Genomic DNA, 24,907 nt, shown 5'->3' on the forward strand with positions numbered 1-24,907 from the left:
TGTACCCGATGGAAGTTAAGAAAAAAGACATACGCGCATTATCAAAAGAAGCACTTCGTGATTTTTTTGTAAGCAATGGAGATAAAGCATTTAGAGGAAATCAAGTATACGAGTGGTTGTGGAGTAAATCGGCACATTCGTTTGATGATATGACTAGTTTATCGAAAGGTACACGTCAAATGTTAGATGAAAACTTTGTAATTAATCATATTCAGGTTGATACAATGCAACGTAGTAAAGACGGTACGGTAAAAAATGCGGTACGTTTACACGATGGTTTAGTGGTAGAATCGGTTTTAATACCTACAAAAACAAGAACGACTGCTTGTGTTTCCAGTCAAGTAGGTTGTAGTTTAGATTGCCGATTTTGTGCTACATCACGTTTAAAAAGAATGCGAAACTTAAATCCTGATGAAATTTACGATCAGGTAGTTGCCATAAATAAAGAGAGTTTACTATATCATAATAGAAAATTATCTAATATTGTTTTTATGGGGATGGGAGAGCCGTTAATGAATTACAATAATGTAATTAAATCAATAGATAAAATTACATCTCCAGAAGGTTTAGGAATGTCTCCTAAACGTATTACGGTTTCTACATCAGGAGTACCAAAAATCATTAAAAAAATGGCTGATGATGAAGTAAAATTCAACTTAGCTGTTTCCTTACATTCGGCTATTGATGAAGTTCGTACTTCAATAATGCCTTTTAATGCTACTTTTCCTTTAAAAGATTTAAAAGAATCTTTAGAGTACTGGTACGAAAAGACAGAAAGAATGATTACTTATGAATATGTAGTTTGGGGAGGGATAAATGATAAAAGAGAGGATATTAAGGCATTAATTGAATTCTGTAAATATGTTCCTTGTAAGGTAAATTTAATCGAATATAATCCTATTGATGATGGAGAATTTCAACAAGCAAGTCCTGAGGCTATCAATAATTATATTTCAAACCTAGAAATGCACGATATTACAGTAAACGTTCGTCGTTCACGAGGAAAAGATATTGATGCTGCTTGTGGTCAGTTAGCTAATAAATCATAGTTATTTTGTATTTTAGAGCCTTATGAAGCCTGTAGAACAAATTAAACTTCCTATTCAAAATGAAATGGAACTTTTTGAAAAAAAGTTCAAAGATTCGATGTTATCGAAGGTTCCTTTATTGAATAGAATTACCTATTATATAGTTAGAAGAAAAGGAAAACAAATGCGTCCTATGTTTGTTTTTTTGGTAGCTAAAATGGTTTCTGACGGCGGATTTGATGAGCGAACTTACAGAGGCGCATCCGTTGTCGAATTAATTCATACGGCAACTTTGGTACATGATGATGTTGTGGATGATAGTAATCGTCGCCGTGGATTTTTTTCAATAAATGCACTTTGGAAAAATAAAATAGCCGTTTTAGTAGGCGATTTTTTATTATCAAAAGGATTGTTACTTTCTATTGATAATGAAGATTTTGATATTTTAAAATTGATTTCCATCGCTGTTCGTGAAATGAGCGAAGGGGAGTTGCTTCAAATAGAAAAAGCAAGAAAATTAGATATTACCGAAGATATTTATTTCGATATTATTCGTCAAAAAACCGCTACATTAATTGCTGCTTGTTGCGGAATTGGCGCTGCATCCGTAGGAGCGAATAATGAAACGGTTCAAAAAATGCGAAAATTTGGAGAGTATATTGGAATTGCTTTTCAAATTAAAGATGATTTGTTTGATTATACCGAAGAAAAAATAGGGAAACCGACAGGAATCGATATTAAAGAACAAAAAATGACGCTTCCCTTAATTTATACTTTAAATAACTGTTCGAAAAAGGAAAAATCGTGGTTAATAAATTCGGTTAAAAAGCATAACACTAATAAAAAACGAGTAAAAGAAGTAATTGCTTTTGTAAACACTAATGGAGGTTTGGAATATGCCACAGCTAAAATGCACGGTTATAAAAATAAAGCCTTGGCAATACTTGAAAATTTTCCAGAATCGGACTATAAAAACTCATTAAAATTAATGATTGATTATGTAGTTGCTCGTAAAATATAAATTTTTTATTAGAAGCTATTTCCCGCTTTCCGCACTCGCTTTTTTTTGAAGAAAAATCAAAAAAAGAGCTCAAACAGATGCTTCAATCGGGGCTAGGTATTTTCTGCTAAACTAAAATAATTTATATATCAAATATAAAAAGAAACCCTCTTGATTATTTTATCAAGAGGGTTTTTAAATTTATTTTATAATGATGTTAATTATTACATCATTCCTGGCATACCACCACCCATTGGAGGCATAGGAGCTGCATCTTCTTTAATATCAATTAAAGCACATTCGGTAGTTAAAATCATCCCTGCAACCGATGCTGCATTTTCTAAAGCAACACGAGTTACTTTTTTAGGGTCAATAATACCAGCTTCAAGCATATCTACATAAGCTTCAGATTTAGCATCATAACCAAATCCTTTTTTACCTTCTAAAACTTTGTTAATAACAACTGATCCTTCACCACCTGCATTTTCAACAATAGTTCTTAAAGGTGCTTCAATTGCTTTGTAAACAATTTGTATACCTGTAGTTTCGTCTAAGTTTTCAGTCGTAATAGCTTTTAAAACTTTTTTAGCACGAACTAAAGCAACACCACCACCAGCAACAATACCTTCTTCTACAGCAGCACGAGTTGCATGTAAAGCATCATCAACACGATCTTTCTTTTCTTTCATTTCTACTTCAGAAGCAGCACCAACATATAAAACTGCAACACCACCAGCTAACTTAGCTAAACGTTCTTGTAATTTTTCTTTATCGTAATCAGAAGTAGTAGTTTCAATTTGAGCTTTAACTTGATTTACACGCGCTTTAATTTGTGTATCATCACCAGCACCATTAACAACAGTAGTGTTATCTTTATCAATAGTAACTGTTTCAGCAGTACCTAATAAATCTAAAGTAGCATTTTCTAAAGAGAAACCTCTTTCTTCAGAAATAACAGTTCCACCAGTTAAGATAGCAATATCTTCTAACATTGCTTTTCTACGATCACCAAAACCAGGAGCTTTTACAGCAGCAATTTTTAAACCACCACGTAATTTATTAACTACTAAAGTAGCTAATGCTTGTCCGTCAACATCTTCAGCAATAATTAATAAAGGTCTTCCAGCTTGAGAAACAGGCTCTAATATTGGAAGAATTTCTTGTAAGTTAGAAATCTTTTTATCAAATAATAAGATATAAGGGTTATCTAAAGTAGCAATCATTTTATCAGCATCGGTAACAAAATAAGGAGATAAATAACCTCTATCGAATTGCATACCTTCCACAACGTCAACATAAGTTTCCATTCCTTTAGCTTCTTCAACAGTAATTACACCTTCTTTACCAACTTTACCAAAAGCAGTTGCAATTAAATCACCAATAACTTTATCGTTATTAGCAGAAATAGAAGCTACTTGTTGTATTTTTTCTGATGAATCACCAACTTCTTTAGCTTGTTTGGCTAAATCTTCAGTAATAGCAATAACAGCTTTATCAATACCACGTTTTAAATCCATTGGATTTGCACCCGCAGCAACATTTTTTAAACCTTCTTGTACAATAGCTTGAGCTAATACAGTTGCAGTTGTAGTTCCATCACCAGCTAAATCGTTAGTTTTAGATGCTACTTCTTTAACCATTTGAGCTCCCATATTTTCTAAAGGATCTTCTAATTCAATTTCTTTAGCAACAGTAACACCATCTTTTGTAACGTGAGGCGCACCGAAAGCTTTCGAAATAATTACGTTACGTCCTTTAGGACCTAAAGTTACTTTTACTGCATTTGCTAATGCATCAACTCCACGTTTTAAACCGTTACGAGCGTCTACATCAAATTTTATATCTTTTGCCATTTTAGATCTATTTTTTTGTTAATTTTAAATTGATAAGAGAAAATTAAATGATTGCGAAAATATCGCTTTCTCTCATAATTAAGTAATCTTTTCCTTTGTGTTTTAAATCAGTACCTGCATACTTTCCGTATAAAACAGTATCACCAACTTTAACAGTTAAAGGTTCTTTTTTTGTTCCTTTTCCTACTGCAACAACAGTTCCTTTTTGAGGCTTCTCTTTTGCGTTATCAGGAATGATAAGTCCAGATGCTGTAGTTGTTTCTGCATCAGCAGCTTTTATAAGAACTCTGTCTGCTAAAGGTTTTATTTTTAATCCCATTTTATATAAATTATGATTAAGTATTTTGTTTCTTTTCTATAGTTTAGAAATAGTCAGAAATTATGCCATTAAAAAAATTGTGACATTTTTTCTAAATCCTTTAAAATTAGATATAAAAAAAATGCCAACGTGTCATTACGTTGGCATTTTATATTTTATGTTGATAAGATTACTTTACGCTATCTTTCGTAGTATTAGTTGCTGGTGTAGCAGGAGCTGTAGCTTCTACATCTTCTAATGCATTATCTAATTGAGGAGCATCTACTGAAGCACCTCTAGGAATTGCAAAATTTGCCATTAAAATTAAAGCAAACATAGCAATTGCTAAAGTCCAAGTACTTTTATCTAAAAAAGTATTTGTGTTTTGTACACCACCAATGTTTTGAGCACCACCACCACCAAGAGAAGAAGATAATCCTCCACCTTTAGGATTTTGCACCATTACAATTAAGATTAATGCTATTGCAACAATCAATATTAATACTAAAAGTAAAGTATATGTTGTCATTATTTATTTTTTTAAAAAATTTATTCTCTTAATTTGGTCTGCAAAGTAACCACTTTTTTCTGGATATTTCAAACTTAATATTTTGTAAAGTTCTAGTACCTTTTCTTATATTTTGTATTTAAAATATACTTTTGCCAATGTTATAAGTAGCTAAAGTAGTATTTTTTTGTTTTTAATAATATTAATTACTGATAGATTTTTTTTATAACAGCTAATTTTTTACTTAATATTTACCATTTAGCAACAGAAGCATTAAAAATATCTTGTGTTATTCTTTCTAAAATTTCTGATAAAGCAGTATCTAACACAGCACCTGTTAATTGTTGGGTTGCTCCGTAATCATAGTAAAAAGAAAAACGTTTTTCAAAATCATCTTTTTCTTCTAGTTTGTTTTCAAAAATAACATTTACAGTAATTGTCAATCTATTTTGTGCCGCTGTTTGATTTGCCGTAGCACTCATCGGATTAATTCTATAATCTACTATTTCACCAGAAAAATGTAAATCACCACCTGCATTTACGAGTGTTAAATTTGTTTGACGCGTAAATAAATCTTGTAAATCTTGCGTAAATTTTTGACTTAAAGTAGGTTCAATTAACGGCGCTTGATTTCTGAAAAAATCAATTTGAATTGTTTTTGCTTTTCCAGTATTTCCTCCTGTAAATGAATATGCGCCGCAACCTATCAGTATAAATAGTGTAATGATAGAAAATAAAAAAATGTTTATACGGTTTTTCATAATTTTAAGAATATTGTTATTGCTAGTTTTTATAAATCGTATTGTTTTATTTTTCGATATAAAGTTCGTTCAGAAATCCCTAATTCTTTAGCGGCTAACTTTCGTTTGTTGCTGTTTTTTTCTAAGGATTTTCTAATCATTTCAATTTCTTTTTCTTGTAATGATAAGTTTTCATCTTCTTCAATTGTTTCAGCATATTCATAATTATTTTGAGCTGTTGTTGAAGGAGTAGGCGTTGCTTGTCCAATTTGAACAACCTCTATATTTTCATTTTCTGGTTGTTTTTTCTCTTGATAAATACGTTCTATTAAGCCGTGATTTTCTTCTTTTACTTGCTCTGTATCATTGCTTTGCATTAAGTCTAATGTCAATTTTTTCAAATCATTGATATCGTTACGCATATCAAACAAAATTTTGTACATGATATCTCGTTCGTTAGCAAAATCAGAATTGTTAGATTTCGTTCCAATAACTGCGGGAAAATTTCCTTTATTTTTTGGAAGATATTGTAATAGTTTTTCCGAAGAAATTAAACGGCTTTCTTCTACTACAGAAATCTGTTCTGCTAAGTTTCTTAATTGACGAATATTACCTGGGAAACGATAATTTAATAATGTTTTTACGGCATCATCTTCTAAGCGAATGGTTGGCATTCGGTATTTTTGAGCAAAATCAGAAGCAAATTTTCTAAATAATAAGTGAATATCTTGCTCTCGTTCTCGCAAAGGCGGTAATTCAATTTCGATTGTACTTAGTCTGTAATATAAATCTTCTCTAAATTTTTCTTTGGATATTGCCTGTTGTATATTTACGTTAGTAGCGGCAACAATACGAACATTTGTTTTTTGTACTTGCGATGATCCTACTTTGATGAACTCTCCATTTTCTAAAACACGTAATAAACGTACTTGAGTTGTTAGTGGTAATTCACCAACTTCATCTAAAAAAATAGTTCCACCATCGGCAACTTCAAAATATCCTTTACGTGTAGCTGTTGCACCTGTAAAAGCCCCTTTTTCATGACCAAATAATTCACTATCAATAGTTCCTTCAGGAATAGCTCCACAGTTTACGGCGATATATTTGGCGTGTTTTCTGTGCGATAATTGATGTATTATTTTAGGAATACTTTCTTTACCAACACCACTTTCTCCTATAACCAACACAGAAATATCAGTAGGAGCAACTCGAATGGATTTTTCAATAGCACGATTTAGTTGAGTATCATTACCAATAATTCCAAAACGTTGTTTTATAGCTTGTAAGTTTTCCATTATTTATGTAGTTGCAAAATTTTTAATTTGAAGAGTTTTTTACTTATTTAAAGTTTTAACGTTGATAAAAATTAACGTTAAAACTTTAAAATAATACTCTTTTAATTATTATCAGAATATCCAATAACAGTTCCTTTTAAGGTTGCAGAAGTACAATCTTCTACTTTTATCATTACAAATTCACCTAATTTGTAATTTTCTTTAGGAAAAACAGCTACGGTATTTTGTGTATTTCTAGCTTTCCATTCATTCGGGTTTTTCTTAGAAGTTCCTTCAATTAAAAACTCTTCGGTTTTTCCTAAATGTTGTTGTGTTCTGTATAAAGCGTGTTCTTGTTGTAAATCGATAATTTCTTGTAAACGTCTTTTCTTTACATCAAAAGGAACATCATCTGGCATTTTATTAGCAGCCAAAGTTCCTGGTCTTTCAGAATATGCAAACATAAAACCGAAGTCATATTTTACATATCGCATTAAATCTAAAGTATCTTGATGATCTTGTTCTGTTTCTCCACAAAAACCAACAATCATATCTTGAGATAAAGACATTTCAGGAATTATTCTGAAAATATTATCAACAAGTTCTTTGTATTCTTCACGAGTGTGTTGACGGTTCATTGCTTTTAACATATTGTTACTTCCACTTTGTACTGGTAAGTGAAGGTATTTACAAATGTTTTTATGTTTTGCCATGGTATGAATTACATCTAAACTCATATCCTGAGGATTAGAAGTTGCAAAACGGAATCTCATTTTAGGAAATTCAGTAGCAGCCATGTCTAATAATTGAGCAAAATCAACAGCAGTAGCTTGCGCCATTTCGGTTGCTTTATTGAAATCTTTTTTCAATCCTCCACCATACCATAAATAACTATCTACGTTTTGACCTAATAAAGTGATTTCTTTAAAATTCTGATCATGCATTGATCTAATTTCTTCTAAAACACTCTTCGGATCTCTACTTCTTTCACGTCCACGAGTAAACGGAACTACGCAAAAAGTACACATATTATCGCAACCACGAGTAATAGATACAAATGCCGAAACTCCGTTAGAGTTTAAACGAACAGGTGCAACATCACCATAAGTTTCTTCTTTAGAAAGAATTACGTTTATAGCGTCTCTACCTGCATCAATTTCTTCTAATAAATTAGGTAAATCTCTGTAAGCATCTGGTCCAACAACTAAATCAACTATTTTTTCTTCTTCTAAAAATTTTTCTTTTAGACGTTCTGCCATACATCCTAAAACACCCACTTTCATGGTCGGATTTACTTTTTTAACAGCATTGTATTTTTGTAAACGTTTACGAATAGTTGTTTCTGCTTTTTCTCTAATAGAACAAGTATTTACTAAAACTAAATCTGCTTCTTCTAAAACTTGAGTGGTATTAAAACCTTGTTCAGCTAAAATAGAAGCTACAATTTCGCTGTCGTTCATGTTCATTTGACAACCGTAACTTTCTATAAATAATTTTTTTGAGTTTTCCTCTTTATGTGTTGTTACAAGTGCTTGTCCTTGTATTTTTTCATCGATAACCTTGTCTGTGTGCTCCATATCCATAATAAAAATGATGGCAAAGATACAACCAAAATACAAGTTTTATGACAAATTGGCAGAAATTTATTATTGATTTATTGCTGTTTTTAACGTGAAATTAAAACAAAAAGTTTTTTTTTAAAAAAAACATTCTACTTTTGCAAACTGAAAGCATCATTATAATGTATGCTGTAAAAGAGATAATCTAACAGAGATATGGCAAAGAATTTAGTTATAGTTGAGTCACCAGCAAAGGCAAAAACGATTGAAAAATTCCTAGGAAAAGATTTTCAAGTAGAATCTAGTTATGGTCATATTGCAGATTTGCCATCGAAGGAATTAGGAATTGATGTTGATGGAGATTTTAGTCCAAAATATATAATTTCTGATGATAAAAAACCAGTTGTTAAGAAATTAAAAGCGTTGGCTAAAAAAGCAGAAACTGTTTGGTTAGCAAGTGATGAGGATAGAGAAGGAGAAGCAATTGCTTGGCATTTAAAAGAGCAATTAAATTTGAATGATGATAATACAAAACGTATTGTTTTTCATGAAATTACTAAAAATGCTATTTTAAAAGCTGTTGAAAATCCAAGAGATATTGACTATAATATGGTTAATGCACAACAGGCTCGTAGAGTTTTAGATAGGCTTGTTGGTTATGAATTATCACCAGTTTTATGGCGTAAAGTAAAAGGAGGTTTATCAGCAGGAAGAGTGCAATCTGTTGCGGTTCGTTTAATTGTAGAGAGAGAACGTAGTATTCTTGATTTTAAATCAGAAACACATTATAAGGTTATTGCTCAGTTTGCAAATACCAACGGAAAAACATTTAAAGCAACGATTCCGAAGAATTTTCCCACTAAAAAAACTGCTGAAAATTTCTTAAATTCGTGTGCAAATGCTGATTTTTCTATTGCTGATTTAACTAAAAAACCAGCAAAAAAATCGCCAGCAGCACCATTTACTACATCAACTTTACAGCAAGAGGCTTCTCGTAAGTTAGGTTTTCCAGTAGGTAAAACCATGCAAGTTGCACAGCGTTTGTATGAAGCAGGTTTAATTACTTATATGAGAACAGATAGTGTTAATTTATCTGATGATGCAAGAAATGCTGCAGAAGAAGAAATAAGTAATTATTACGGAAAAGAATATAGTAAGCAAAGAGTATTTAAGTCGAAAGCAAAAGGTGCACAAGAGGCACATGAGGCTATTCGTCCTACAAATATGAAAATGCATACTATTGATACAGAATACGACCAGAATAGATTATATGATTTAATTTGGAAAAGAACATTAGCTTCTCAAATGAGTGATGCGCAATTAGAGCGTACCAATGTGAAAATAGCTAATTCTGAAAATACAAAAATATTTACCGCAAACGGTGAAATGATTAAGTTTGATGGTTTCTTAAAAGTGTATTTAGAAGGAACAGATAACGAAGAAGAAGAGCAAGCAGGTATGTTACCAAACTTAACTACTGGTGAAAACTTAGCTTATAATTTTATTAATGCAACACAACGTTTTACAAGTCCTCCTTACCGTTTTACAGAAGCATCTTTAGTAAAGCAATTAGAAGAATTAGGTATTGGTAGACCATCAACTTATGCACCAACAATTTCTACAGTACAACGAAGAGGTTATGTAGAAAAAGGAGAAAATGAAGGTTTAGAACGAAATTATGAACAGATGATTCTGTCTAATGGAGTTGTTGAAAGTGATTTATTGACCGAAAAAACAGGTTCAAATAAAAATAAATTAGTTCCTACGGATATTGGAAATATTGTAAATGATTTCTTAGTTGCAAATTTCTCAAATATTTTAGATTTTGGTTTTACAGCAAGAGTTGAAAATTCTTTTGATGATATTTCAGAAGGAGATGAAGATTGGATAGAAATGATTAAAGGTTTTTATATCGATTTTCATAAAACAGTTGAAGATGTAAAAGAAAATGCCGAAAGAGAAAGCGGTGAGCGTATTTTAGGTAAACATCCTGAATCAGGAAAAACAGTTTTAGTTCGTTTAGGAAAGTTTGGACCAATTGCACAAATTGGAGCTCCTGAAGATGAAGAAAAACAATTTGCAAGTTTAAATAAAAATCAAAACTTAGGAACTATAACGATGGAAGAAGCATTAGAATTGTTCTTGCTTCCGAAAACTTTAGGAACTTATGAAGATGAAGAAGTAATTGTTTCTAACGGACGTTTTGGACCTTATATTAAGTTTGGGGCAATGTTTGTTTCTTTAGATAAAGGTGAAAATCCTATGGAAGTAGATTTACCAAGAGCTGAAGAATTAATCGTAGCAAAGCAAAAAGCAGATGCGCCAATTTATCATTATGAAGAATTACCTGTTCAAAAAGGTGTTGGTCGTTTTGGTCCTTTCTTAAAGTGGAATTCGATATTTATCAATGTTAGTAAAAAATACGATTTTGATAATCTTTCAGATGCTGATATTGTTGAATTAATTGAAGTTAAAAAACAGAAAGAAATTGATAAAGTATTACAGAACTGGGAAGATGTTGAAATTCGAGTAGAAAAAGCACGTTGGGGTCGCTTTAATGTCATCAAAGGAAAAATAAAAGTAGAGATGCCTAAAACTACTGATGTTGAAAAAATGACAAAAGAAGAAGCTATAAAGATAATTGAGGCAAAAACACCTAAAAAGAAAGTAGCAAAAAAGAAAGTAGTAAAAAAGAAAGTGGTGAAAAAGAAATAAAATAGCTCGTAAAAAAATAGTTTAGTATATTGCAAGCATCTTAAAGCCCCTAAGAATAATGGATTTCAATTTTTTAACACCTATAAATGACACTGTAGTTGCGCATCTAATGTCGCAGTCTATGAAGTCTTTAGGTCAAAATATTGCTATTCATACTACTGGAAATGGTTTACCTGATTTATCAGAAGTAAATATTGCTATTATAGGAATAAAAGACGGTAGAGGAGCTCCTGATAACGAAGGTTGTGGAGAGAATTTACAATATATTCGTGAAAAACTATATCAATTATTTCCTGGAAACTGGCAAACTAAAATAGCCGATTTAGGAAATATAAAGCAAGGAGATACAATTAAAGACACTTATTTTGCAGTAAGCTCTTCTGTTGAGTATTTGCTAAAGAAAAAAATAATACCTATATTAATAGGTGGTAGTCAAGATTTGACCTACGCAAATTATAGAGGTTATGATTCTTTAGATCAAACAATTAATTTAGTATCAGTAGATAGTAAGTTTGATTTAGGTGCTATGAATGAGAATTTACGCTCTAGCTCATTTTTAAGTAAAATCATTATGGAACAGCCTAATAATTTATTTAATTATAGTAATATAGGATACCAAACTTATTTTAATTCACAAGAAGAAATAGAGTTATTAGATAGACTTTATTTTGATGCATTTAGGCTAGGTGAAGTTAAGGATATCACTTTAGTAGAGCCTATTATGAGAGATGCTGATATTGTTAGTATTGATATTAGTGCCGTACGTCAAAGTGAGGCACCAGGAAACAAAAATGCATCTCCAAATGGTTTTTATGGCGAAGAAATTTGTGCAATTTCAAGATATGCGGGAATTAGTGATAAGGTAACTTCTTTTGGTATTTATGAATATAATAGTATATTGGACTCAAATTATCAAACAGCAAATTTAATAGCCCAAATGATTTGGTGTTTTATTGAAGGTGTTAATGCCAGGGCTAAGGACTATCCCTTTGTAACAAAGGAAAATTATCATAAATTTACGGTATTATTAACAGATGATGATCCTATAAATTTTTATAAAAGTGATAAAAGTGGACGTTGGTGGATGGAAATAAATATGATTTCAAATACTAAATACAAAAGACATGCGTTAGTACCTTGTAACTATAAAGATTACAAACAAGCATTAGAAAGAAAAATGCCAGATAGATGGTATAAAGCGTTACAAAAACTTGTTTAAAAATAACTTGTTTTTGTTTATAAAAAAAGTAATTGTTTTTTATTAAAAAAAATAATAGGTTTACCATTCCCTTTTATAAGAAAGATATAATATGAAGAAAGTAGTAATATTTACATTGTTAGTGTCTCTAATTTACGCTTGTGGTTCAAGTGGCGATAGAGGAGAGTTAGTAGGAGATAAGTCTAAAAGAAAGTGGTTTGCTGAAAAACCATTTGGAATGGCTAAAATACCTGGAGGCTCTTTCACAATGGGTAAACAAGATGAAGATGCGTTAGGAGCGATGAATGCACCAACTAAAACAGTAACTGTTCAACCATTTTATATGGATGAAACTGAAATAACAAATAGCGAATACAAGCAATTTGTGTTTTGGGTAAGAGATTCTATTACTCGAACAAAATTAGCGTATCAAGCAGAGTTTGCTTCAGGAGGAGGTGATGAAGAAGGTTCTGATAAGAATGCTAAAGGTATTCAATTATATGCTTTTGCTTCAAAAGATACTGTAAATGAAACACCATATGCAAAATATATGCGTGAAAATTATTATGAATTAGGTGAGGGATTAGATTCTTTAAAACCATTAAACTGGAATGAAGAACTTGCTTGGGAACAACAAGAGTACCCTGATGCTGATTATGTAGAAGTAATGGATTCATTATACATTAAAAAAGATGAATCTTTAAATGGAATAAGAACTTTTAATACTAAGTTTTTAAATTACAGATATTACTGGTTTGATAATGAACAAGCAGCTAAGACAGGTAAAAATAGAAAAGATTTTATGAAAGATGAAGTAATTAATGTTTATCCAGATACTACTGTTTGGATTAAAGATTTTAATTATTCATATAACGATCCAATGCACCAAGAGTATTTTGCTCATAAAGCTTACGAGGATTATCCAGTAGTTGGAGTTACATGGAATCAAGCAAAAGCATTCTGTCATTGGAGAACACAAACAAAAAATAAATTTCAACGTTCTAAAAAACAATTAGGATTAGTTCCTTCTTTTAGATTACCTACAGAAGCAGAATGGGAATATGCTGCTCGTGGTGGATTAAACTTTGGGAAATACCCTTGGGGTGGACCAAGTACAACAAGTGATAGAGGTTGTTTTTTAGCAAACTTTAAACCTGTACGTGGTGATTATGCTGCCGATGGAGCTTTATATACTGTAGAAGCAAATTCGTATAATGCAAATGAATATGGTTTGTTTAACATGTCAGGAAATGTTTCTGAATGGACAAATACAGCGTATAATCAAATGTCTTACTATATGGGGTCAACAATGAATCCTAATGTAGAAATTAAAGAAAATCGTAGGAAAATTATTCGTGGAGGTTCTTGGAAAGATGTTGCATACTTTTTAGAAGTAAGTTCTCGTGATTGGGAATATGCAGATACTGCAAGAAGTTATATAGGATTTAGAACTGTACAAGATTATTTAGGTACAAATAAAAGCAAATAAACAATAATTAATATTAATCATTAACAATAACCCCCAACAAAAAAACAAACAATTATGGCACAATCGAAAACAACTAAGAAAATTTTTAACATGATGTATGGTTTAGGAGCTTCTGTAGTAATACTAGGAGCACTATTTAAAATCATGCACTTTAAAATCGGTCCATTAACAGGAGGGTTAATGTTAACATTAGGTTTAGTTGTAGAGGCAATTATTTTTGCTGTTTCAGCATTTGAACCGATAGAAGAGGAATTAGATTGGTCAAAAGTATATCCAGAATTAGCTGGTGGTGATTCATTAGGGAACAATAAAGCTACTGCTGCTATTGCTCCAGAACAAACTCAGAGTATGTTATCTGAAAAATTAGATAATATTTTAAAAGAAGCAAAGTTAGATGCTACTTTAATTTCTAGTTTAGGAGATAGTATTAAGAATTTTCAAGGTGCTGCTGAAGGATTAACTGCTACATCAACAACTGTATCTTCTACAAACCAATACAACGAGCAAATGTCTATGGCAGCTGCTAAATTAGAGTCTTTAAACGGATTATATACTACGCAAGTTGAAAATGCAAGTAAGCAATCAGAATTAAATTCTTCTTTAGTTGAAAATTCTCAACGTTTACAAGAACAAATGCAATCATTAGCAACTAACTTATCTTCTTTAAATGGAGTATATGGAGGAATGTTAACGGCAATGTCAACTAAATAATTAATTAGTTTATCTAATTTTTATTAACTAAACAAACTAATTAAAAGATGGCAGGAGGAAAACAGTCACCAAGGCAAAGGATGGTAAACTTAATGTACCTTGTATTTATTGCGATGTTAGCAATGAATATGAGTAAAGAAGTTTTATCAGCATTTGGATTAATGAATGAAAAATTATCGGATTCTAATATTAGAGCAACCGAGAAAAATAAAGCATCGTATGCAACTTTAGCTCAAAAAGCATCTGAGCAAGCAAAGCAATATGGTGAAGCAAAAGTGAAAACTGATAAGCTTAGAGGTATGGCAGATGAATTTTTTGCTTATATCGCAGATTTAAAAACTCAAATGACGAGTGAAATAGAAGATAAGAAAGCTTATGAATCTATGGATAAGTCTGGTTTTTTAGATCAATATTTTTTCGCTAGTGGAAAAATTACACCTAAAGGAAAAGAATTTGTAGATAAAGTAAATCAGTTTAGAGAGCAATCTTTAGCTGTTTTAGGGAAATCTGAATTATCTAGTGTAGTAACAGCTCGTTTTAGTACAAATGATGTTAAAAATAAAGAAGGAGCGCCAATTAATTGGTTAAAATACAATTATGAAGGATTTCCTTTAATTGCATCATTAACTAAGTTAACACAAATTCAGTCTGATATTAAAACTACTGAAGCAGATGCTTTAACGGCTTTATTACAAGGTGAATTAGAAAGTGCAGTATCTTTAAAAAATTACGAAGCAATGGTGATTTTTGATAAGAACGCATATTATCCAGGAGAAAAATTATCTGGTAAAATTGTTTTAGGTAAAAAAGATGATAATTTAACTGCTGAAAAAGTTGTTGTTAATGGTAAAGTAATTGCTGCTGACAAAATAAAAGCTGGACAGGTTATTTTAGATGGTCCTGCAGGATCAGTAGGAGATAAAGAACTAAAAGGAGAATTCCAATTTATGGAAAATGATTCTTTAGTTAGTATCCCTATTTTAGGAGGATATTCAGTTATTCCTAAGCCTAATGAAGCAGTTGTTTCTGCTGATAAAATGAATGTTGTTTACCGTGGTTTATCTAATCCATTAACCATATCTGTACCAGGTGTATCAGGAAATAAAGTTTCTGCATCAGCTCCAGGTTTAAAAAGAGTTAAAGGAGATAAATATGTAATGAACCCAGGTAGTGGAAGTGAAGTAACTATTAGAGTTTCTGCAACATTACCAGGAGGAGGAAAAATCAGTACTCCAAAGAAATACAGAATTAAAGATATACCACCAGCTGTTGGTATGGTAAGAAATCAATATGGTACGGTAAAAATGCCAAAAGCAAGTTTAGCTAAAATTAATGTAGCTGCTGGTTTACCTGATTTCTTATTCGATTTAAAATTAAATGTATCTAGTTTTAAAATTAAAGTTCCAGGACAGGTAACAATTCCTGTAAATGGAAGAAACTTAAATGCTAGAGCAAAGCAGGCACTTGCTAAAGCCAGAAGAAATGATTTAATTGTTATTTATGATATTAAAGCATCTGTTTCTGGGTCTAATTACAAGATCAAAAAAGTGTTACCTGTAAGTATAGAGATTACTAATTAATAAGTAAAAAATTTAAAGTATGAATTGGAAGCGTTTTTATATGGTTTTATTTGCCCTTGCAACTACAAGTTATGTAGGTGCTCAGGCTAACCTTTTAAACTCTAAAAAGGTTGATGAGATTGGATTTAAATCTGAAGCCCAAATTGCTTCAGAAGATGACAAACCACTTCCTTATGGCTATATTAGCGATAGAGATGTGTTATGGTCTAAAGTGGTGTGGGAATATGTAGATATAAATCAAAAGATCAATTTACCTTATTATTATCCAGTTGATACTACAAATGCAGGTTTAGTAAGACGTTCATTATTTGACACCTTATTAAAAGGTATTCGTAACGGTGAAATCACAGAGGTATATAGTGATTCTTATTTCACAACAAAAATAGGAATGGACGAAATTAAGTCTATGACCTATAATGAACGTGATGATGGTTACGGAAATATGGATGCTTATTCTTTACAATCTGCCGATATTAAAGGTTATATGTTAAAAGGTATTTGGTATTTTGATAAACGAGGAGGAGAATTAAAGTACCGTATATTGGCTATGTCGCCAATGGGTCCTGATGTTCAAGTTCTTGGAGTAGAGGGAATTGACGACAAAGATAGTGCGTATGAATTGTTCTGGGTGTTTTTTCCAGATGCAAGAGAAACATTACATAAATCGAAGGTATTTAATCCTGTAAACTCATCGAAACCATTGTCTTATGATAATCTTTTAAATGCTAGAAGGTTTAATTCAACAATAATAAAAGAAGAGAATATTTACGGAGATAGAGAAATCAAAGAATATGTCCGAGGAAATTCTTTATTTCAATTATTAGAAGCTGATAGAATCAAAGAAGGTATTCGTAATCGCGAAATGGATATGTGGAATTATTAATCACATATTTTTATAAAATTAAAAAGAGCTTGCATCGCAAGCTCTTTTTTTTTGCGATAAATAGTATTATTTTCGCATTATGAATATTGATGTAGATTATATTATAGTAGGTTTAGGTTTAGCAGGAATCGCTTTTACAGAAGAGTTATTAAAAGCGAATAAATCATTTGTAGTTTTTGAAAATAATTCGCAAACTTCTTCTTTGGTTGCAGGAGGTGTATATAATCCTGTTATTTTAAAACGTTTTAATGCCGTTTGGAATGCGCATCAGCAAATAGAAACAGCACTACCTTTTTACAAAAATTTAGAAAAAAAATTAAATGTAAAATTAGACTATAAATTCTCTATAAAAAAAGCCTTTACCAGTATTGGAGATGAGAATAATTGGTTTTCTGCTTTAGATAAACCAACATTGTTACATTATATGAATCCTGTAATTAGTAAAGAAAAAGTTGCAGGTGTTATTGGTGATTTAGGTTTCGGTGAACTTACAGGAACTGGAAGAATAGACACCGCTTTATTAGTGAAATCATATAGGAATTATATAGAAAATTCAAAGAGATTAATAACTGAATCTTTTGATTATTCAGAAATAACTGTTTTAGAAGATGGAATTAAGTATCAAAATATAACAGCAAAGAAAATAATTTTTTGTGAAGGTTTTGGAATTACTAAAAATCCATTTTTTAATCACTTACCCTTAAATGAAGCAAAAGGAGAAACAATAACAATACACGCTCCTGAGTTAAAAATTGATTTTTTATTAAAATCAAGTGCTTTTGTAATGCCTTTAGGAAATGATTACTATAAAGTTGGAGCTACTTTTAATTGGACAGATAAAACCTGTAATCCAACGGAAGAAGCAAAGGAAGAGTTAATCGATAAGTTGAAAAAAGTACTTACGGTTCCTTACACCATAACAGGACACACCGCAGGAATTAGACCAACAGTAAATGATAGAAGACCTATGGTAGGTACTCATCCAAAACACAAATCATTAGTAGTTTTAAACGGTTTAGGAACACGTGGTGTTATGATTGGACCAACAATTGCTAAAAACTTATTTAATCACTTGGAAAATGGAAGTGAATTAGATGTTGATATCGATATAAAAAGATTTGATTAAAAATTATTTTTTTGAAGATAATTTCTTAACATTTTTATCATAAGCAATAAAAATATTTATCCAAATAATTCTAGACAAGCGTAATGTAAACGGTGTAAGTAGTAAAGAAACAACTATTATCGAAATAAAACTTTGTAAAATAGTTAAGCCAATAAATACTTTAGAAATAATAAAAACACCAACAAATAAGGCAACAGCTAATCCGTAGTTTACATACATCGCTCCAAAGAAAAAAGATGGTTCCATCATGTATTTTAAATCACATTTTGGACAGTTATCATGTAATTTAGTGATTTTTTTAGGGTTAATCGTCATTTTATATTTGAAGAATTCACCTTCATGACATCTAGGGCATTTACCTTTTAAAATACTGTATAATTTGCTTCCTCTTTTAAACATAATCAAATTTAAATTTACATACTTTTGCAAAGGTAAATTTTTTATCAATCTTTATAAGTAACAATTATCACATATATATGTTAAACGTACACAATTTATCAGTTTCTTTTATGGGTTCTGATTTGTTTTCAGGAATCACTTTTAAGTTAAATAAAGGAGATCGAATTGGATTGATAGGAAAAAATGGAGCTGGGAAATCTACGCTATTAAAAGTGCTATCCAAAGATATTGAAACTAGTGGTGGTACCATGGCTTTTGATAAAGATATCCGTATGGGGTTTTTACGTCAGGATATCGATTTTGTTGAAGGAAGAACAATTTTAGAAGAAGCATATCAAGCTTTTGAAGAAATTAAAGAAATAGAGTTAAAGTTAGATGATATTAATAATCAACTAGCTACAAGAACTGATTATGAAAGTGAAGAATATAGCCAGTTAATTATTGATTTAACAGATTTAACTGAGCGTTATGAACTTTTAGGAGGATATAATTATCAAGGTGATACTGAGAAGATTTTACAAGGTTTAGGATTTAAACGTGAAGATTTTGATAAGTTAACTAGTACTTTTTCTGGTGGATGGAGAATGCGTATCGAATTAGCTAAATTATTATTACAAAGTAATGATATTTTACTATTAGATGAGCCTACCAATCACTTAGATATTGAATCTATTATTTGGTTAGAGAACTTTTTAAAATCATATTCTGGAGCTATTGTATTGGTTTCGCATGATAAAATGTTTTTAGATAACGTAACTAACAGAACTATTGAAATTTCATTAGGACAAATTTACGATTACAAAAAACCATATTCTGAATTTTTGATATTAAGAGCTGAAATTAAAGAAAAACAATTACAAGCTCAGAAAAATCAAGAAAAAGAGATTAAGCAAAAACAACATTTAATCAATAAATTTAAAGCAAAAGCAAGTAAAGCTTCAATGGCGCAGTCGTTGATGAAACAACTTGATAAAGTTCAAATTATTGAGGTTGATGGCGATGATAATGCAGCAATGAATGTAAAGTTTGCAATATCAAAAGAACCAGGTAAAATTATTGTTGAAGCAGACGGTTTATGTAAAAGTTATGGCGATAAACATGTTTTAGAAGACGTTGATTTAATGATTGAACGTAACAGTAAAATTGCTTTTGTTGGTCAAAACGGACAAGGTAAATCTACTTTAGCAAAAATGATGGTTGGTGAAATTCCGTTTGAAGGAAATCTAAAATTAGGTCATAATGTTGAAATAGGATATTTTGCTCAAAATCAATCTGAAGAATTACCGCCAGAAAAAACGGTTTTAGAAATTATGGAAGATGCCGCTTCTGACACTAACAGAATGCGTGTTAGAGACATGTTAGGTTCTTTCTTGTTTGGTGGAGATGCTGTTGATAAAAAAGCAAAAGTATTATCAGGAGGCGAGCGTAACCGTTTAGCGTTATGTAAATTATTATTATCACCATTTAACGTGTTGGTAATGGATGAGCCTACAAATCACTTGGATATAGCCTCTAAAACAGTATTAAAAACTGCTTTAAAAAACTTTGATGGAACATTAATAGTTGTATCTCACGATAGAGATTTTTTACAAGGGTTAACATCAACTGTTTACGGATTTAAAGACAAAGAAATTAAAGAATATTTAGGTGATATTGATTATTTCTTAGAACAGCATAAGATGGAAAATCTTAGAGAAGCTGAAAAAAGAACAGTTGTTAAAACTGAAAAACCAACGGCTAAAAAAGAGGCGTATCAATTATCTAGAGAGCAAGAAAAAGAGTTGAAAAAGCTTAAAAATAAGTTATCTAAAACTGAAACTGAAATTGCAGATTTAGAAACTGAAATTGCTAAAATAGATTTAGAATTAGCAAATAATTATGATGAAGTTTCTGCTCGTCCTAATTTCTTTGAAAAATATAAAGCTAAAAAAGCATCATTAGATAATTTAATGGCTGAATGGGAAAAAATAGAAGAACAAGTTTCTAACTTTTAAACTTTAGTTTTTATAAAATAGTATCATTATTAAAAAACCTACTTACAAGAATCTTAAATGATTTTAGTGAGTAGGTTTTTTAGTTGAAAACAGTTACTATTTTATTATTTAAAACTCTACTTTAGGAAAACGAGCAATTGCTTTTTGTGCATTAGAATCATGAGCAGGAACAATAATAATTTGAGGTTTTTTCTTTTTTAAATGATGAACCATTACAATAGTTTCTTTAACTTTCTGACTATTATCATCAACTTTTTTTCTAGGAATAATATGTTTTTCAGAAGGAGTAATAAAGGCTTCAGTAGCCCAAGTTAAATCTCCTGTAAAAAAGTATCGCTTTCCTGATTTTAAGTTCACAAACATTCCTATAGAACCTTTTGTATGCCCAGGTAATTTAACCAAAACTACAGTTCCATCATTAAAAACATCATAACTGTCTTTAAAAATTTCATATTGCGTGCTAGTAAAATCAATAAATTTCCATTTGATAAAATCAGCATCATATTGTTTTTTGATAAAAGCAGGTGGAGTAGCCTCTTCGCTAAAAGCATGATCGTATTCTTCTTTTGTCGTCCAAACGGTAGCTTTGGGAAAATCTTCGATACCACTTGCATGATCAAAATGAAGATGTGATGGTATGATAAAATCAATAGCATCTGGGTTAAATTTATTTTTAACCAAGTTTTCTTTTAATGAATTTAACTTAGTGAATTTAAATAGTTGACGGTCTATAAAAGAAAAGTGTTTTTGATATTGTTCTTTAATTTGACTTCCCAAACCAGTATCTAATACAAAGGTTCCTTTTGGATGCTGAATTAATATAGATACATGTGAAAGCCTGCGTGTTTTGAATAAATTACCAGCTCTAAAAACAAATGCTTCAGGAGTTTTTGCAAAGCCAGTTTCAATAATTGAGAGTGAAAATTTAATATCTTTATTTAAAGGATAGGAGGTTTTTGAAAAAGTAGGCACTTGGTATTTTGAAACATCAATTGTTGCCTTACAGGACTGAATAAAGACCAGAATACTAATAATGAAAACGAATAATAGGAAGAATTTTAAATTTCTCATAATGTTATGTTTATTTTAAGACACAAAGGAACATCACGAGAAATTTACCTGCATTGACATTTGTTAAGAACTAGTAATTTCTTTTCGAACTCTACTTAATGATTCAGGAGCTATTCCAAGAAAACTTGCTATTTGATGTTGAGGAACTCTTTGAGTAATTTTTTTATTATAATTTTTTATAAAATCTAAATATTTTTGTTTAGCTGTTTTTGTTTGCATTGAATAAGTTCTATCAAGTACACATAAGTAATTTTTTTCGGCTAAAATTCTTCCTAATTTTTCAAAATTTATGGAAGTTTTATATAGTGTTGTCATGGTTTGGTATGATAATTCATAAACAATACTGTCTTCAATAGTTTCCAAAGTTTCAAAAGACGCTTTTTGCCTAATAAAACTTGAAAAAACAGCGATAATTTGTTCGTCACAAGCAAAATAGGTGTTGATTTCTTTGCCGTCTTGTAAATGATAAGTTCTTAATAATCCAGATTCAATAAAATATAAATTATGAGCAACACTACCTTCTTTAACGATAACTGTTTTTGCTTTAATTTTTGTTCGCTTTAATTTACTACTGAAATTATCACATTCATTTTTAGTTAAGCCAATTTCTTCTTTTAATATTTGATATATTTTTTTCATTTTTAATTGAAGCTGATGATATTTTTATTTTTTATTAGAAAATTAAGTAGTTAGAAACTACTTAATTCGTAATAACGGATGATTTAAACCTCCAACTTCATTTTTAATAACTTCATATTTATCAATATTTTCAAAAAGTCTGGTTAGGTTTTTAAAACCATAACTTCTAGGATCAAAACTTGGGTCAATTTTTCTAATATTTAAACCTAACGTAGAAATATAGGCATTTTCCTCTTCGTTTGTAGAAATATCAAAAGCCTTATCAATCGTTTTTAAATCTGTTCTTGATAATCTTACTTTCTCTATAATTTCTTTACTTTTTATATTGGTATTTTGTTTTATTGATTTTACAGTTTTATTTTGATTATTTGATTCATTTTGAATAATTTGTTCATTTTTTAGGTTTTCAGTAAACGTGAAAACTTCACAAGATTTTACAAAAGCCTCAGGAGTTTTTTTCTCGCCAATTCCCATTACAAAAAGTCCTTCCTCTCTAATTCGTTTTGCAAGTCCTGTGTAATCGCTATCACTAGAAACAATGCAAAAACCTTCTGTGTTTTTTCCGTGTAAAATATCCATAGCATCAATAATTAATGAGCCATCCGTAGAGTTTTTACCAGTAGTATAAGAAAATTTTTGAATTGGGCTGATAGAATGTTGATTAATAATAGCCTTCCAAGTATTCATTTGCGGAGTTGTCCAATCACCATAAATTCTTCGGATAGTTGCTTTTCCGTATTTTGATACTTCTTCTATAATTTCCTTTAATAATTTGGGTTGTGCATTGTCTCCGTCTATAAGTACTGCTATATTAAATTTATTTTCCATTTCTTTTTTTTGATGTTTAGCATTAAAATAAAATTAACGCATAAAGCTAAGTTCGTGTTTTTTTATCAATAAATCAATTTTATTACTGATGCTTAAATGTTTATATTTTTATAAAAAGCACTAAAAATAAATGTATTTCATCTTTTTTTGATAAAAAATCAAAACTGTAATAGTGATTGATTAAATGATATTTCTAGTATTTTAGCAAAAAATAAAGAGGTATTGAATACTAATAATGAACTTTTGTTTCAGCAGATTTTTAGAAGTGAAAATCAACAGGTTTTTTTGCCCATTTTGAAAGAAAAAAATATTGAATTGTTTCTTAAAAGAGAAGATGAAATTCACCCATTTGTTTCAGGGAATAAGTTTCGGAAATTAAAATATAATATTGAAGAAGCCAAAAATCAGCAAAAAAAAACATTGTTAACTTTTGGAGGTGCATTTTCAAATCATATTGTAGCAACTGCCGTAGCAGGAAATTTAGCAGGTTTTAAAACTATTGGAATTATCCGTGGTGATGAATTAGGAAAAGATTTTGAAAAGACATTATCAGGAAACTCAAGTTTAAAAGAAGCGCATCAAAATGGGATGGAATTTAAGTTTGTTTCAAGAGAAATTTATCGAAATAAAACATCCGAAGAATTTATACAAGAATTGAAAAATGAATTTGGTAATTTTTATTTAATTCCTGAAGGTGGTACAAATACTCTGGCAATTAAAGGTTGTGAAGAAATCTTAACTGAACAAGACAATAAATTCGATTATATTTGTAGTGCAATAGGAACTGGAGGAACTATTTCAGGTTTGATAAATTCAGCTAAAGAACATCAAAAAGTATTTGGTTTTCCTGCTTTAAAAGGTGATTTTTTACAAAAAGAAGTTGAAGATTTAGTAAGTATTCAAAATAATTGGCGTCTACAAACTGAATATCATTTTGGAGGTTACGGAAAATACAATGAAGAATTAATTCATTTTATAAATGAGTTTAAATTAGCAACTAATATTCCACTAGACCCTATTTATACAGGTAAAATGCTGTACGGAATTTTAGAAATGATTAAAAAAGATTTTTTTGAAGAAAATAGCCGAATTTTAGCAATTCATACAGGAGGTTTACAAGGTATTAGAGGAGTAAATCAAAAATTAAAGCGTAAAAATAAAGAGTTAATTATAATTTAATGAGAATACAGTCAGTTTTTTATATCGTAGTAAGTATATTTTTTTTAGTAAGTTGTGGTTCAAACAAAAACATAGTTTCAAAACCTCGAAAAAAAGTAGTAATTCAACCTAAAGAAGAAGTTGTTCCTGAAATACATCAGTTAGAGCAAATAATTAATACACCGTTAAAAACGAATGCAAATCATACTGAAGCGTATATTCAAAAATTTGCACCTATTGCTGTTAAAAAAATGCACGAACACAATATTCCTGCAAGTATTACTTTAGCACAAGGTGTTTTAGAATCAGGAAGTGGAAGAAGTGCTTTGGCTATTCGTTCAAATAATCATTTTGGAATAAAATGTCATAAAGGTTGGCAAGGAAAAAGTGTAACACATGATGATGATGAGATAGGAGAGTGTTTTAGAAAATATAAATATCCGCAAACTTCTTATGAAGATCATTCGCAGTTTTTAATTTCGAGAAGTCGTTATGCAAGTTTATTTAAATTAGGACATACCAATTATAAAGGTTGGGCTTATGGATTAAGAAAAGCAGGTTATGCAACAGATAAACGATATCCACAGAAATTAATATCGATTATCAATAAATATAATTTATCAAAATATGACAGAATTAAAAACCCTTCAATACAAGCTAAAAAAACAATATCAAAAGTAGCTTATCATAGTGTTAAAAAAGGAGATACTTTGTATTCTATTGCTAGAAAATATCAAATATCGGTTAGTGATTTAAAAAGATTTAACAGTCTTACTGATAATAGTATAAGTATTGGTGAAAAATTAGTAGTTAACTAAAAATAGTTTTTTATAAATATTAAAAAAGTCGTTATTCG

At 30.3% G+C, this 24,907-nt stretch carries 22 protein-coding genes; 12 read left to right on the forward strand and 10 right to left on the reverse strand.

Annotated features, from left to right (window positions below):
• The first annotated feature begins 8 nt into the window (after positions 1 to 8).
• Complete coding sequence (gene rlmN, locus AB0T67_RS09885; protein WP_369220165.1) at positions 9 to 1,049, forward strand: 23S rRNA (adenine(2503)-C(2))-methyltransferase RlmN; 1,041 nt, start codon at positions 9 to 11, stop codon at positions 1,047 to 1,049.
• A gap of 22 nt (positions 1,050 to 1,071) precedes the next feature.
• Positions 1,072 to 2,049 (forward strand): polyprenyl synthetase family protein, encoded by a 978-nt coding sequence (locus AB0T67_RS09890; protein ID WP_369220166.1) that lies wholly within the window; start codon positions 1,072 to 1,074, stop codon positions 2,047 to 2,049.
• 203 nt (positions 2,050 to 2,252) lie between these two features.
• Here AB0T67_RS09890 and groL read toward each other — a convergent pair whose 3' ends face one another.
• The 6 genes from groL to miaB all read right to left on the reverse strand — a co-directional run bounded on the left by groL (position 2,253) and on the right by miaB (position 8,278).
• A complete protein-coding gene (gene groL, locus AB0T67_RS09895; protein WP_369220167.1) occupies positions 2,253 to 3,881 on the reverse strand; it encodes a chaperonin GroEL in 1,629 nt (542 codons plus the stop codon).
• Between the two features lie 43 nt (positions 3,882 to 3,924).
• Positions 3,925 to 4,200 carry a co-chaperone GroES gene (locus AB0T67_RS09900; RefSeq protein WP_232112261.1) on the reverse strand — a complete coding sequence of 92 codons (276 nt, stop codon included), beginning with the start codon at positions 4,198 to 4,200 and terminating at the stop codon, positions 3,925 to 3,927.
• Positions 4,201 to 4,369: 169 nt separating this feature from the next.
• On the reverse strand, positions 4,370 to 4,708 hold the full coding sequence (gene secG / locus AB0T67_RS09905; RefSeq protein ID WP_271230663.1) for a preprotein translocase subunit SecG: 339 nt from the start codon (positions 4,706 to 4,708) through the stop codon (positions 4,370 to 4,372).
• Positions 4,709 to 4,938: 230 nt separating this feature from the next.
• Positions 4,939 to 5,448, reverse strand: a complete 510-nt coding sequence (locus AB0T67_RS09910) for an LptE family protein (protein WP_369220168.1) — start codon at positions 5,446 to 5,448, stop codon at positions 4,939 to 4,941.
• Positions 5,449 to 5,477: 29 nt separating this feature from the next.
• Complete coding sequence (locus AB0T67_RS09915; RefSeq protein ID WP_271230661.1) at positions 5,478 to 6,722, reverse strand: sigma 54-interacting transcriptional regulator; 1,245 nt, start codon at positions 6,720 to 6,722, stop codon at positions 5,478 to 5,480.
• Positions 6,723 to 6,823: 101 nt separating this feature from the next.
• A complete protein-coding gene (gene miaB, locus AB0T67_RS09920) occupies positions 6,824 to 8,278 on the reverse strand; it encodes a tRNA (N6-isopentenyl adenosine(37)-C2)-methylthiotransferase MiaB (RefSeq protein ID WP_369220169.1) in 1,455 nt (484 codons plus the stop codon).
• 198 nt (positions 8,279 to 8,476) lie between these two features.
• Between miaB and topA the strand changes: the two genes are divergently transcribed.
• From topA to AB0T67_RS09955, 7 genes are all read left to right on the forward strand, one after another.
• Positions 8,477 to 10,975 (forward strand): type I DNA topoisomerase, encoded by a 2,499-nt coding sequence (topA, locus tag AB0T67_RS09925; protein WP_369220170.1) that lies wholly within the window; start codon positions 8,477 to 8,479, stop codon positions 10,973 to 10,975.
• 58 nt (positions 10,976 to 11,033) lie between these two features.
• On the forward strand, positions 11,034 to 12,194 hold the full coding sequence (locus AB0T67_RS09930; protein ID WP_369220171.1) for a formimidoylglutamase: 1,161 nt from the start codon (positions 11,034 to 11,036) through the stop codon (positions 12,192 to 12,194).
• A gap of 91 nt (positions 12,195 to 12,285) precedes the next feature.
• Positions 12,286 to 13,662 carry a T9SS ring complex lipoprotein PorK/GldK gene (gene porK / locus AB0T67_RS09935; protein WP_271230658.1) on the forward strand — a complete coding sequence of 459 codons (1,377 nt, stop codon included), beginning with the start codon at positions 12,286 to 12,288 and terminating at the stop codon, positions 13,660 to 13,662.
• A 54-nt stretch (positions 13,663 to 13,716) separates the two neighbouring features.
• Positions 13,717 to 14,373 (forward strand): type IX secretion system motor protein PorL/GldL, encoded by a 657-nt coding sequence (porL, locus tag AB0T67_RS09940; RefSeq protein ID WP_369220172.1) that lies wholly within the window; start codon positions 13,717 to 13,719, stop codon positions 14,371 to 14,373.
• 47 nt (positions 14,374 to 14,420) lie between these two features.
• The gene (gene porM / locus AB0T67_RS09945) at positions 14,421 to 15,953 is read left to right on the forward strand and encodes a type IX secretion system motor protein PorM/GldM (RefSeq protein ID WP_369220173.1); all 1,533 of its coding nucleotides are present in this window, start codon (positions 14,421 to 14,423) and stop codon (positions 15,951 to 15,953) included.
• 19 nt (positions 15,954 to 15,972) lie between these two features.
• Entirely contained in the window at positions 15,973 to 16,836 is an 864-nt protein-coding gene (gene porN, locus AB0T67_RS09950; RefSeq protein WP_369220174.1) for a type IX secretion system ring subunit PorN/GldN, read from the forward strand.
• Between the two features lie 85 nt (positions 16,837 to 16,921).
• Complete coding sequence (locus tag AB0T67_RS09955; RefSeq protein ID WP_271232166.1) at positions 16,922 to 17,962, forward strand: NAD(P)/FAD-dependent oxidoreductase; 1,041 nt, start codon at positions 16,922 to 16,924, stop codon at positions 17,960 to 17,962.
• A gap of 3 nt (positions 17,963 to 17,965) precedes the next feature.
• On the opposite strand, the gene AB0T67_RS09960 is transcribed toward AB0T67_RS09955, so the two are convergent.
• On the reverse strand, positions 17,966 to 18,361 hold the full coding sequence (locus AB0T67_RS09960; protein ID WP_369220175.1) for a DUF983 domain-containing protein: 396 nt from the start codon (positions 18,359 to 18,361) through the stop codon (positions 17,966 to 17,968).
• 77 nt (positions 18,362 to 18,438) lie between these two features.
• Between AB0T67_RS09960 and AB0T67_RS09965 the strand changes: the two genes are divergently transcribed.
• The gene (locus AB0T67_RS09965) at positions 18,439 to 20,355 is read left to right on the forward strand and encodes an ABC-F family ATP-binding cassette domain-containing protein (RefSeq protein WP_369220176.1); all 1,917 of its coding nucleotides are present in this window, start codon (positions 18,439 to 18,441) and stop codon (positions 20,353 to 20,355) included.
• A gap of 108 nt (positions 20,356 to 20,463) precedes the next feature.
• Here AB0T67_RS09965 and AB0T67_RS09970 read toward each other — a convergent pair whose 3' ends face one another.
• The 3 genes from AB0T67_RS09970 to AB0T67_RS09980 form a co-directional block, all read right to left on the reverse strand.
• Positions 20,464 to 21,426 (reverse strand): MBL fold metallo-hydrolase, encoded by a 963-nt coding sequence (locus AB0T67_RS09970; RefSeq protein WP_369220177.1) that lies wholly within the window; start codon positions 21,424 to 21,426, stop codon positions 20,464 to 20,466.
• A 63-nt stretch (positions 21,427 to 21,489) separates the two neighbouring features.
• Positions 21,490 to 22,065 (reverse strand): Crp/Fnr family transcriptional regulator, encoded by a 576-nt coding sequence (locus AB0T67_RS09975; RefSeq protein ID WP_369220178.1) that lies wholly within the window; start codon positions 22,063 to 22,065, stop codon positions 21,490 to 21,492.
• A gap of 57 nt (positions 22,066 to 22,122) precedes the next feature.
• Complete coding sequence (locus AB0T67_RS09980; protein ID WP_271230652.1) at positions 22,123 to 22,893, reverse strand: NYN domain-containing protein; 771 nt, start codon at positions 22,891 to 22,893, stop codon at positions 22,123 to 22,125.
• A 255-nt stretch (positions 22,894 to 23,148) separates the two neighbouring features.
• Between AB0T67_RS09980 and AB0T67_RS09985 the strand changes: the two genes are divergently transcribed.
• A complete protein-coding gene (locus AB0T67_RS09985; protein WP_271232165.1) occupies positions 23,149 to 24,072 on the forward strand; it encodes a 1-aminocyclopropane-1-carboxylate deaminase/D-cysteine desulfhydrase in 924 nt (307 codons plus the stop codon).
• On the forward strand, positions 24,072 to 24,869 hold the full coding sequence (locus AB0T67_RS09990; RefSeq protein WP_369220179.1) for a glucosaminidase domain-containing protein: 798 nt from the start codon (positions 24,072 to 24,074) through the stop codon (positions 24,867 to 24,869). Before AB0T67_RS09985 ends, AB0T67_RS09990 begins: the two co-directional genes overlap by 1 nt.
• Positions 24,870 to 24,907 lie beyond the last annotated feature (38 nt).

Source organism: Tenacibaculum salmonis (assembly GCF_041053065.1).
Taxonomy (GTDB): Bacteria; Bacteroidota; Bacteroidia; order Flavobacteriales; family Flavobacteriaceae; genus Polaribacter; species Polaribacter pacificus_A.

What these genes read in the sequence shown, in the direction of transcription:
- porK (WP_271230658.1), top strand. Translation starts at nt 12,286, where the DNA reads ATGAAGAAAGTAGTAATATTTACATTGTTAGTGTCTCTAATTTACGCT.
- AB0T67_RS09970 (WP_369220177.1), bottom strand. Translation starts at nt 21,426, where the DNA reads ATGAGAAATTTAAAATTCTTCCTATTATTCGTTTTCATTATTAGTATT.
- porN (WP_369220174.1), top strand. Translation starts at nt 15,973, where the DNA reads ATGAATTGGAAGCGTTTTTATATGGTTTTATTTGCCCTTGCAACTACA.
- porM (WP_369220173.1), top strand. Translation starts at nt 14,421, where the DNA reads ATGGCAGGAGGAAAACAGTCACCAAGGCAAAGGATGGTAAACTTAATG.
- topA (WP_369220170.1), top strand. Translation starts at nt 8,477, where the DNA reads ATGGCAAAGAATTTAGTTATAGTTGAGTCACCAGCAAAGGCAAAAACG.
- AB0T67_RS09930 (WP_369220171.1), top strand. Translation starts at nt 11,034, where the DNA reads ATGGATTTCAATTTTTTAACACCTATAAATGACACTGTAGTTGCGCAT.
- secG (WP_271230663.1), bottom strand. Translation starts at nt 4,708, where the DNA reads ATGACAACATATACTTTACTTTTAGTATTAATATTGATTGTTGCAATA.
- AB0T67_RS09965 (WP_369220176.1), top strand. Translation starts at nt 18,439, where the DNA reads ATGTTAAACGTACACAATTTATCAGTTTCTTTTATGGGTTCTGATTTG.
- porL (WP_369220172.1), top strand. Translation starts at nt 13,717, where the DNA reads ATGGCACAATCGAAAACAACTAAGAAAATTTTTAACATGATGTATGGT.
- AB0T67_RS09890 (WP_369220166.1), top strand. Translation starts at nt 1,072, where the DNA reads ATGAAGCCTGTAGAACAAATTAAACTTCCTATTCAAAATGAAATGGAA.
- AB0T67_RS09910 (WP_369220168.1), bottom strand. Translation starts at nt 5,448, where the DNA reads ATGAAAAACCGTATAAACATTTTTTTATTTTCTATCATTACACTATTT.
- AB0T67_RS09975 (WP_369220178.1), bottom strand. Translation starts at nt 22,065, where the DNA reads ATGAAAAAAATATATCAAATATTAAAAGAAGAAATTGGCTTAACTAAA.
- AB0T67_RS09960 (WP_369220175.1), bottom strand. Translation starts at nt 18,361, where the DNA reads ATGTTTAAAAGAGGAAGCAAATTATACAGTATTTTAAAAGGTAAATGC.
- rlmN (WP_369220165.1), top strand. Translation starts at nt 9, where the DNA reads ATGGAAGTTAAGAAAAAAGACATACGCGCATTATCAAAAGAAGCACTT.
- groL (WP_369220167.1), bottom strand. Translation starts at nt 3,881, where the DNA reads ATGGCAAAAGATATAAAATTTGATGTAGACGCTCGTAACGGTTTAAAA.
- AB0T67_RS09980 (WP_271230652.1), bottom strand. Translation starts at nt 22,893, where the DNA reads ATGGAAAATAAATTTAATATAGCAGTACTTATAGACGGAGACAATGCA.
- AB0T67_RS09915 (WP_271230661.1), bottom strand. Translation starts at nt 6,722, where the DNA reads ATGGAAAACTTACAAGCTATAAAACAACGTTTTGGAATTATTGGTAAT.
- AB0T67_RS09990 (WP_369220179.1), top strand. Translation starts at nt 24,072, where the DNA reads ATGAGAATACAGTCAGTTTTTTATATCGTAGTAAGTATATTTTTTTTA.
- AB0T67_RS09900 (WP_232112261.1), bottom strand. Translation starts at nt 4,200, where the DNA reads ATGGGATTAAAAATAAAACCTTTAGCAGACAGAGTTCTTATAAAAGCT.
- miaB (WP_369220169.1), bottom strand. Translation starts at nt 8,278, where the DNA reads ATGGAGCACACAGACAAGGTTATCGATGAAAAAATACAAGGACAAGCA.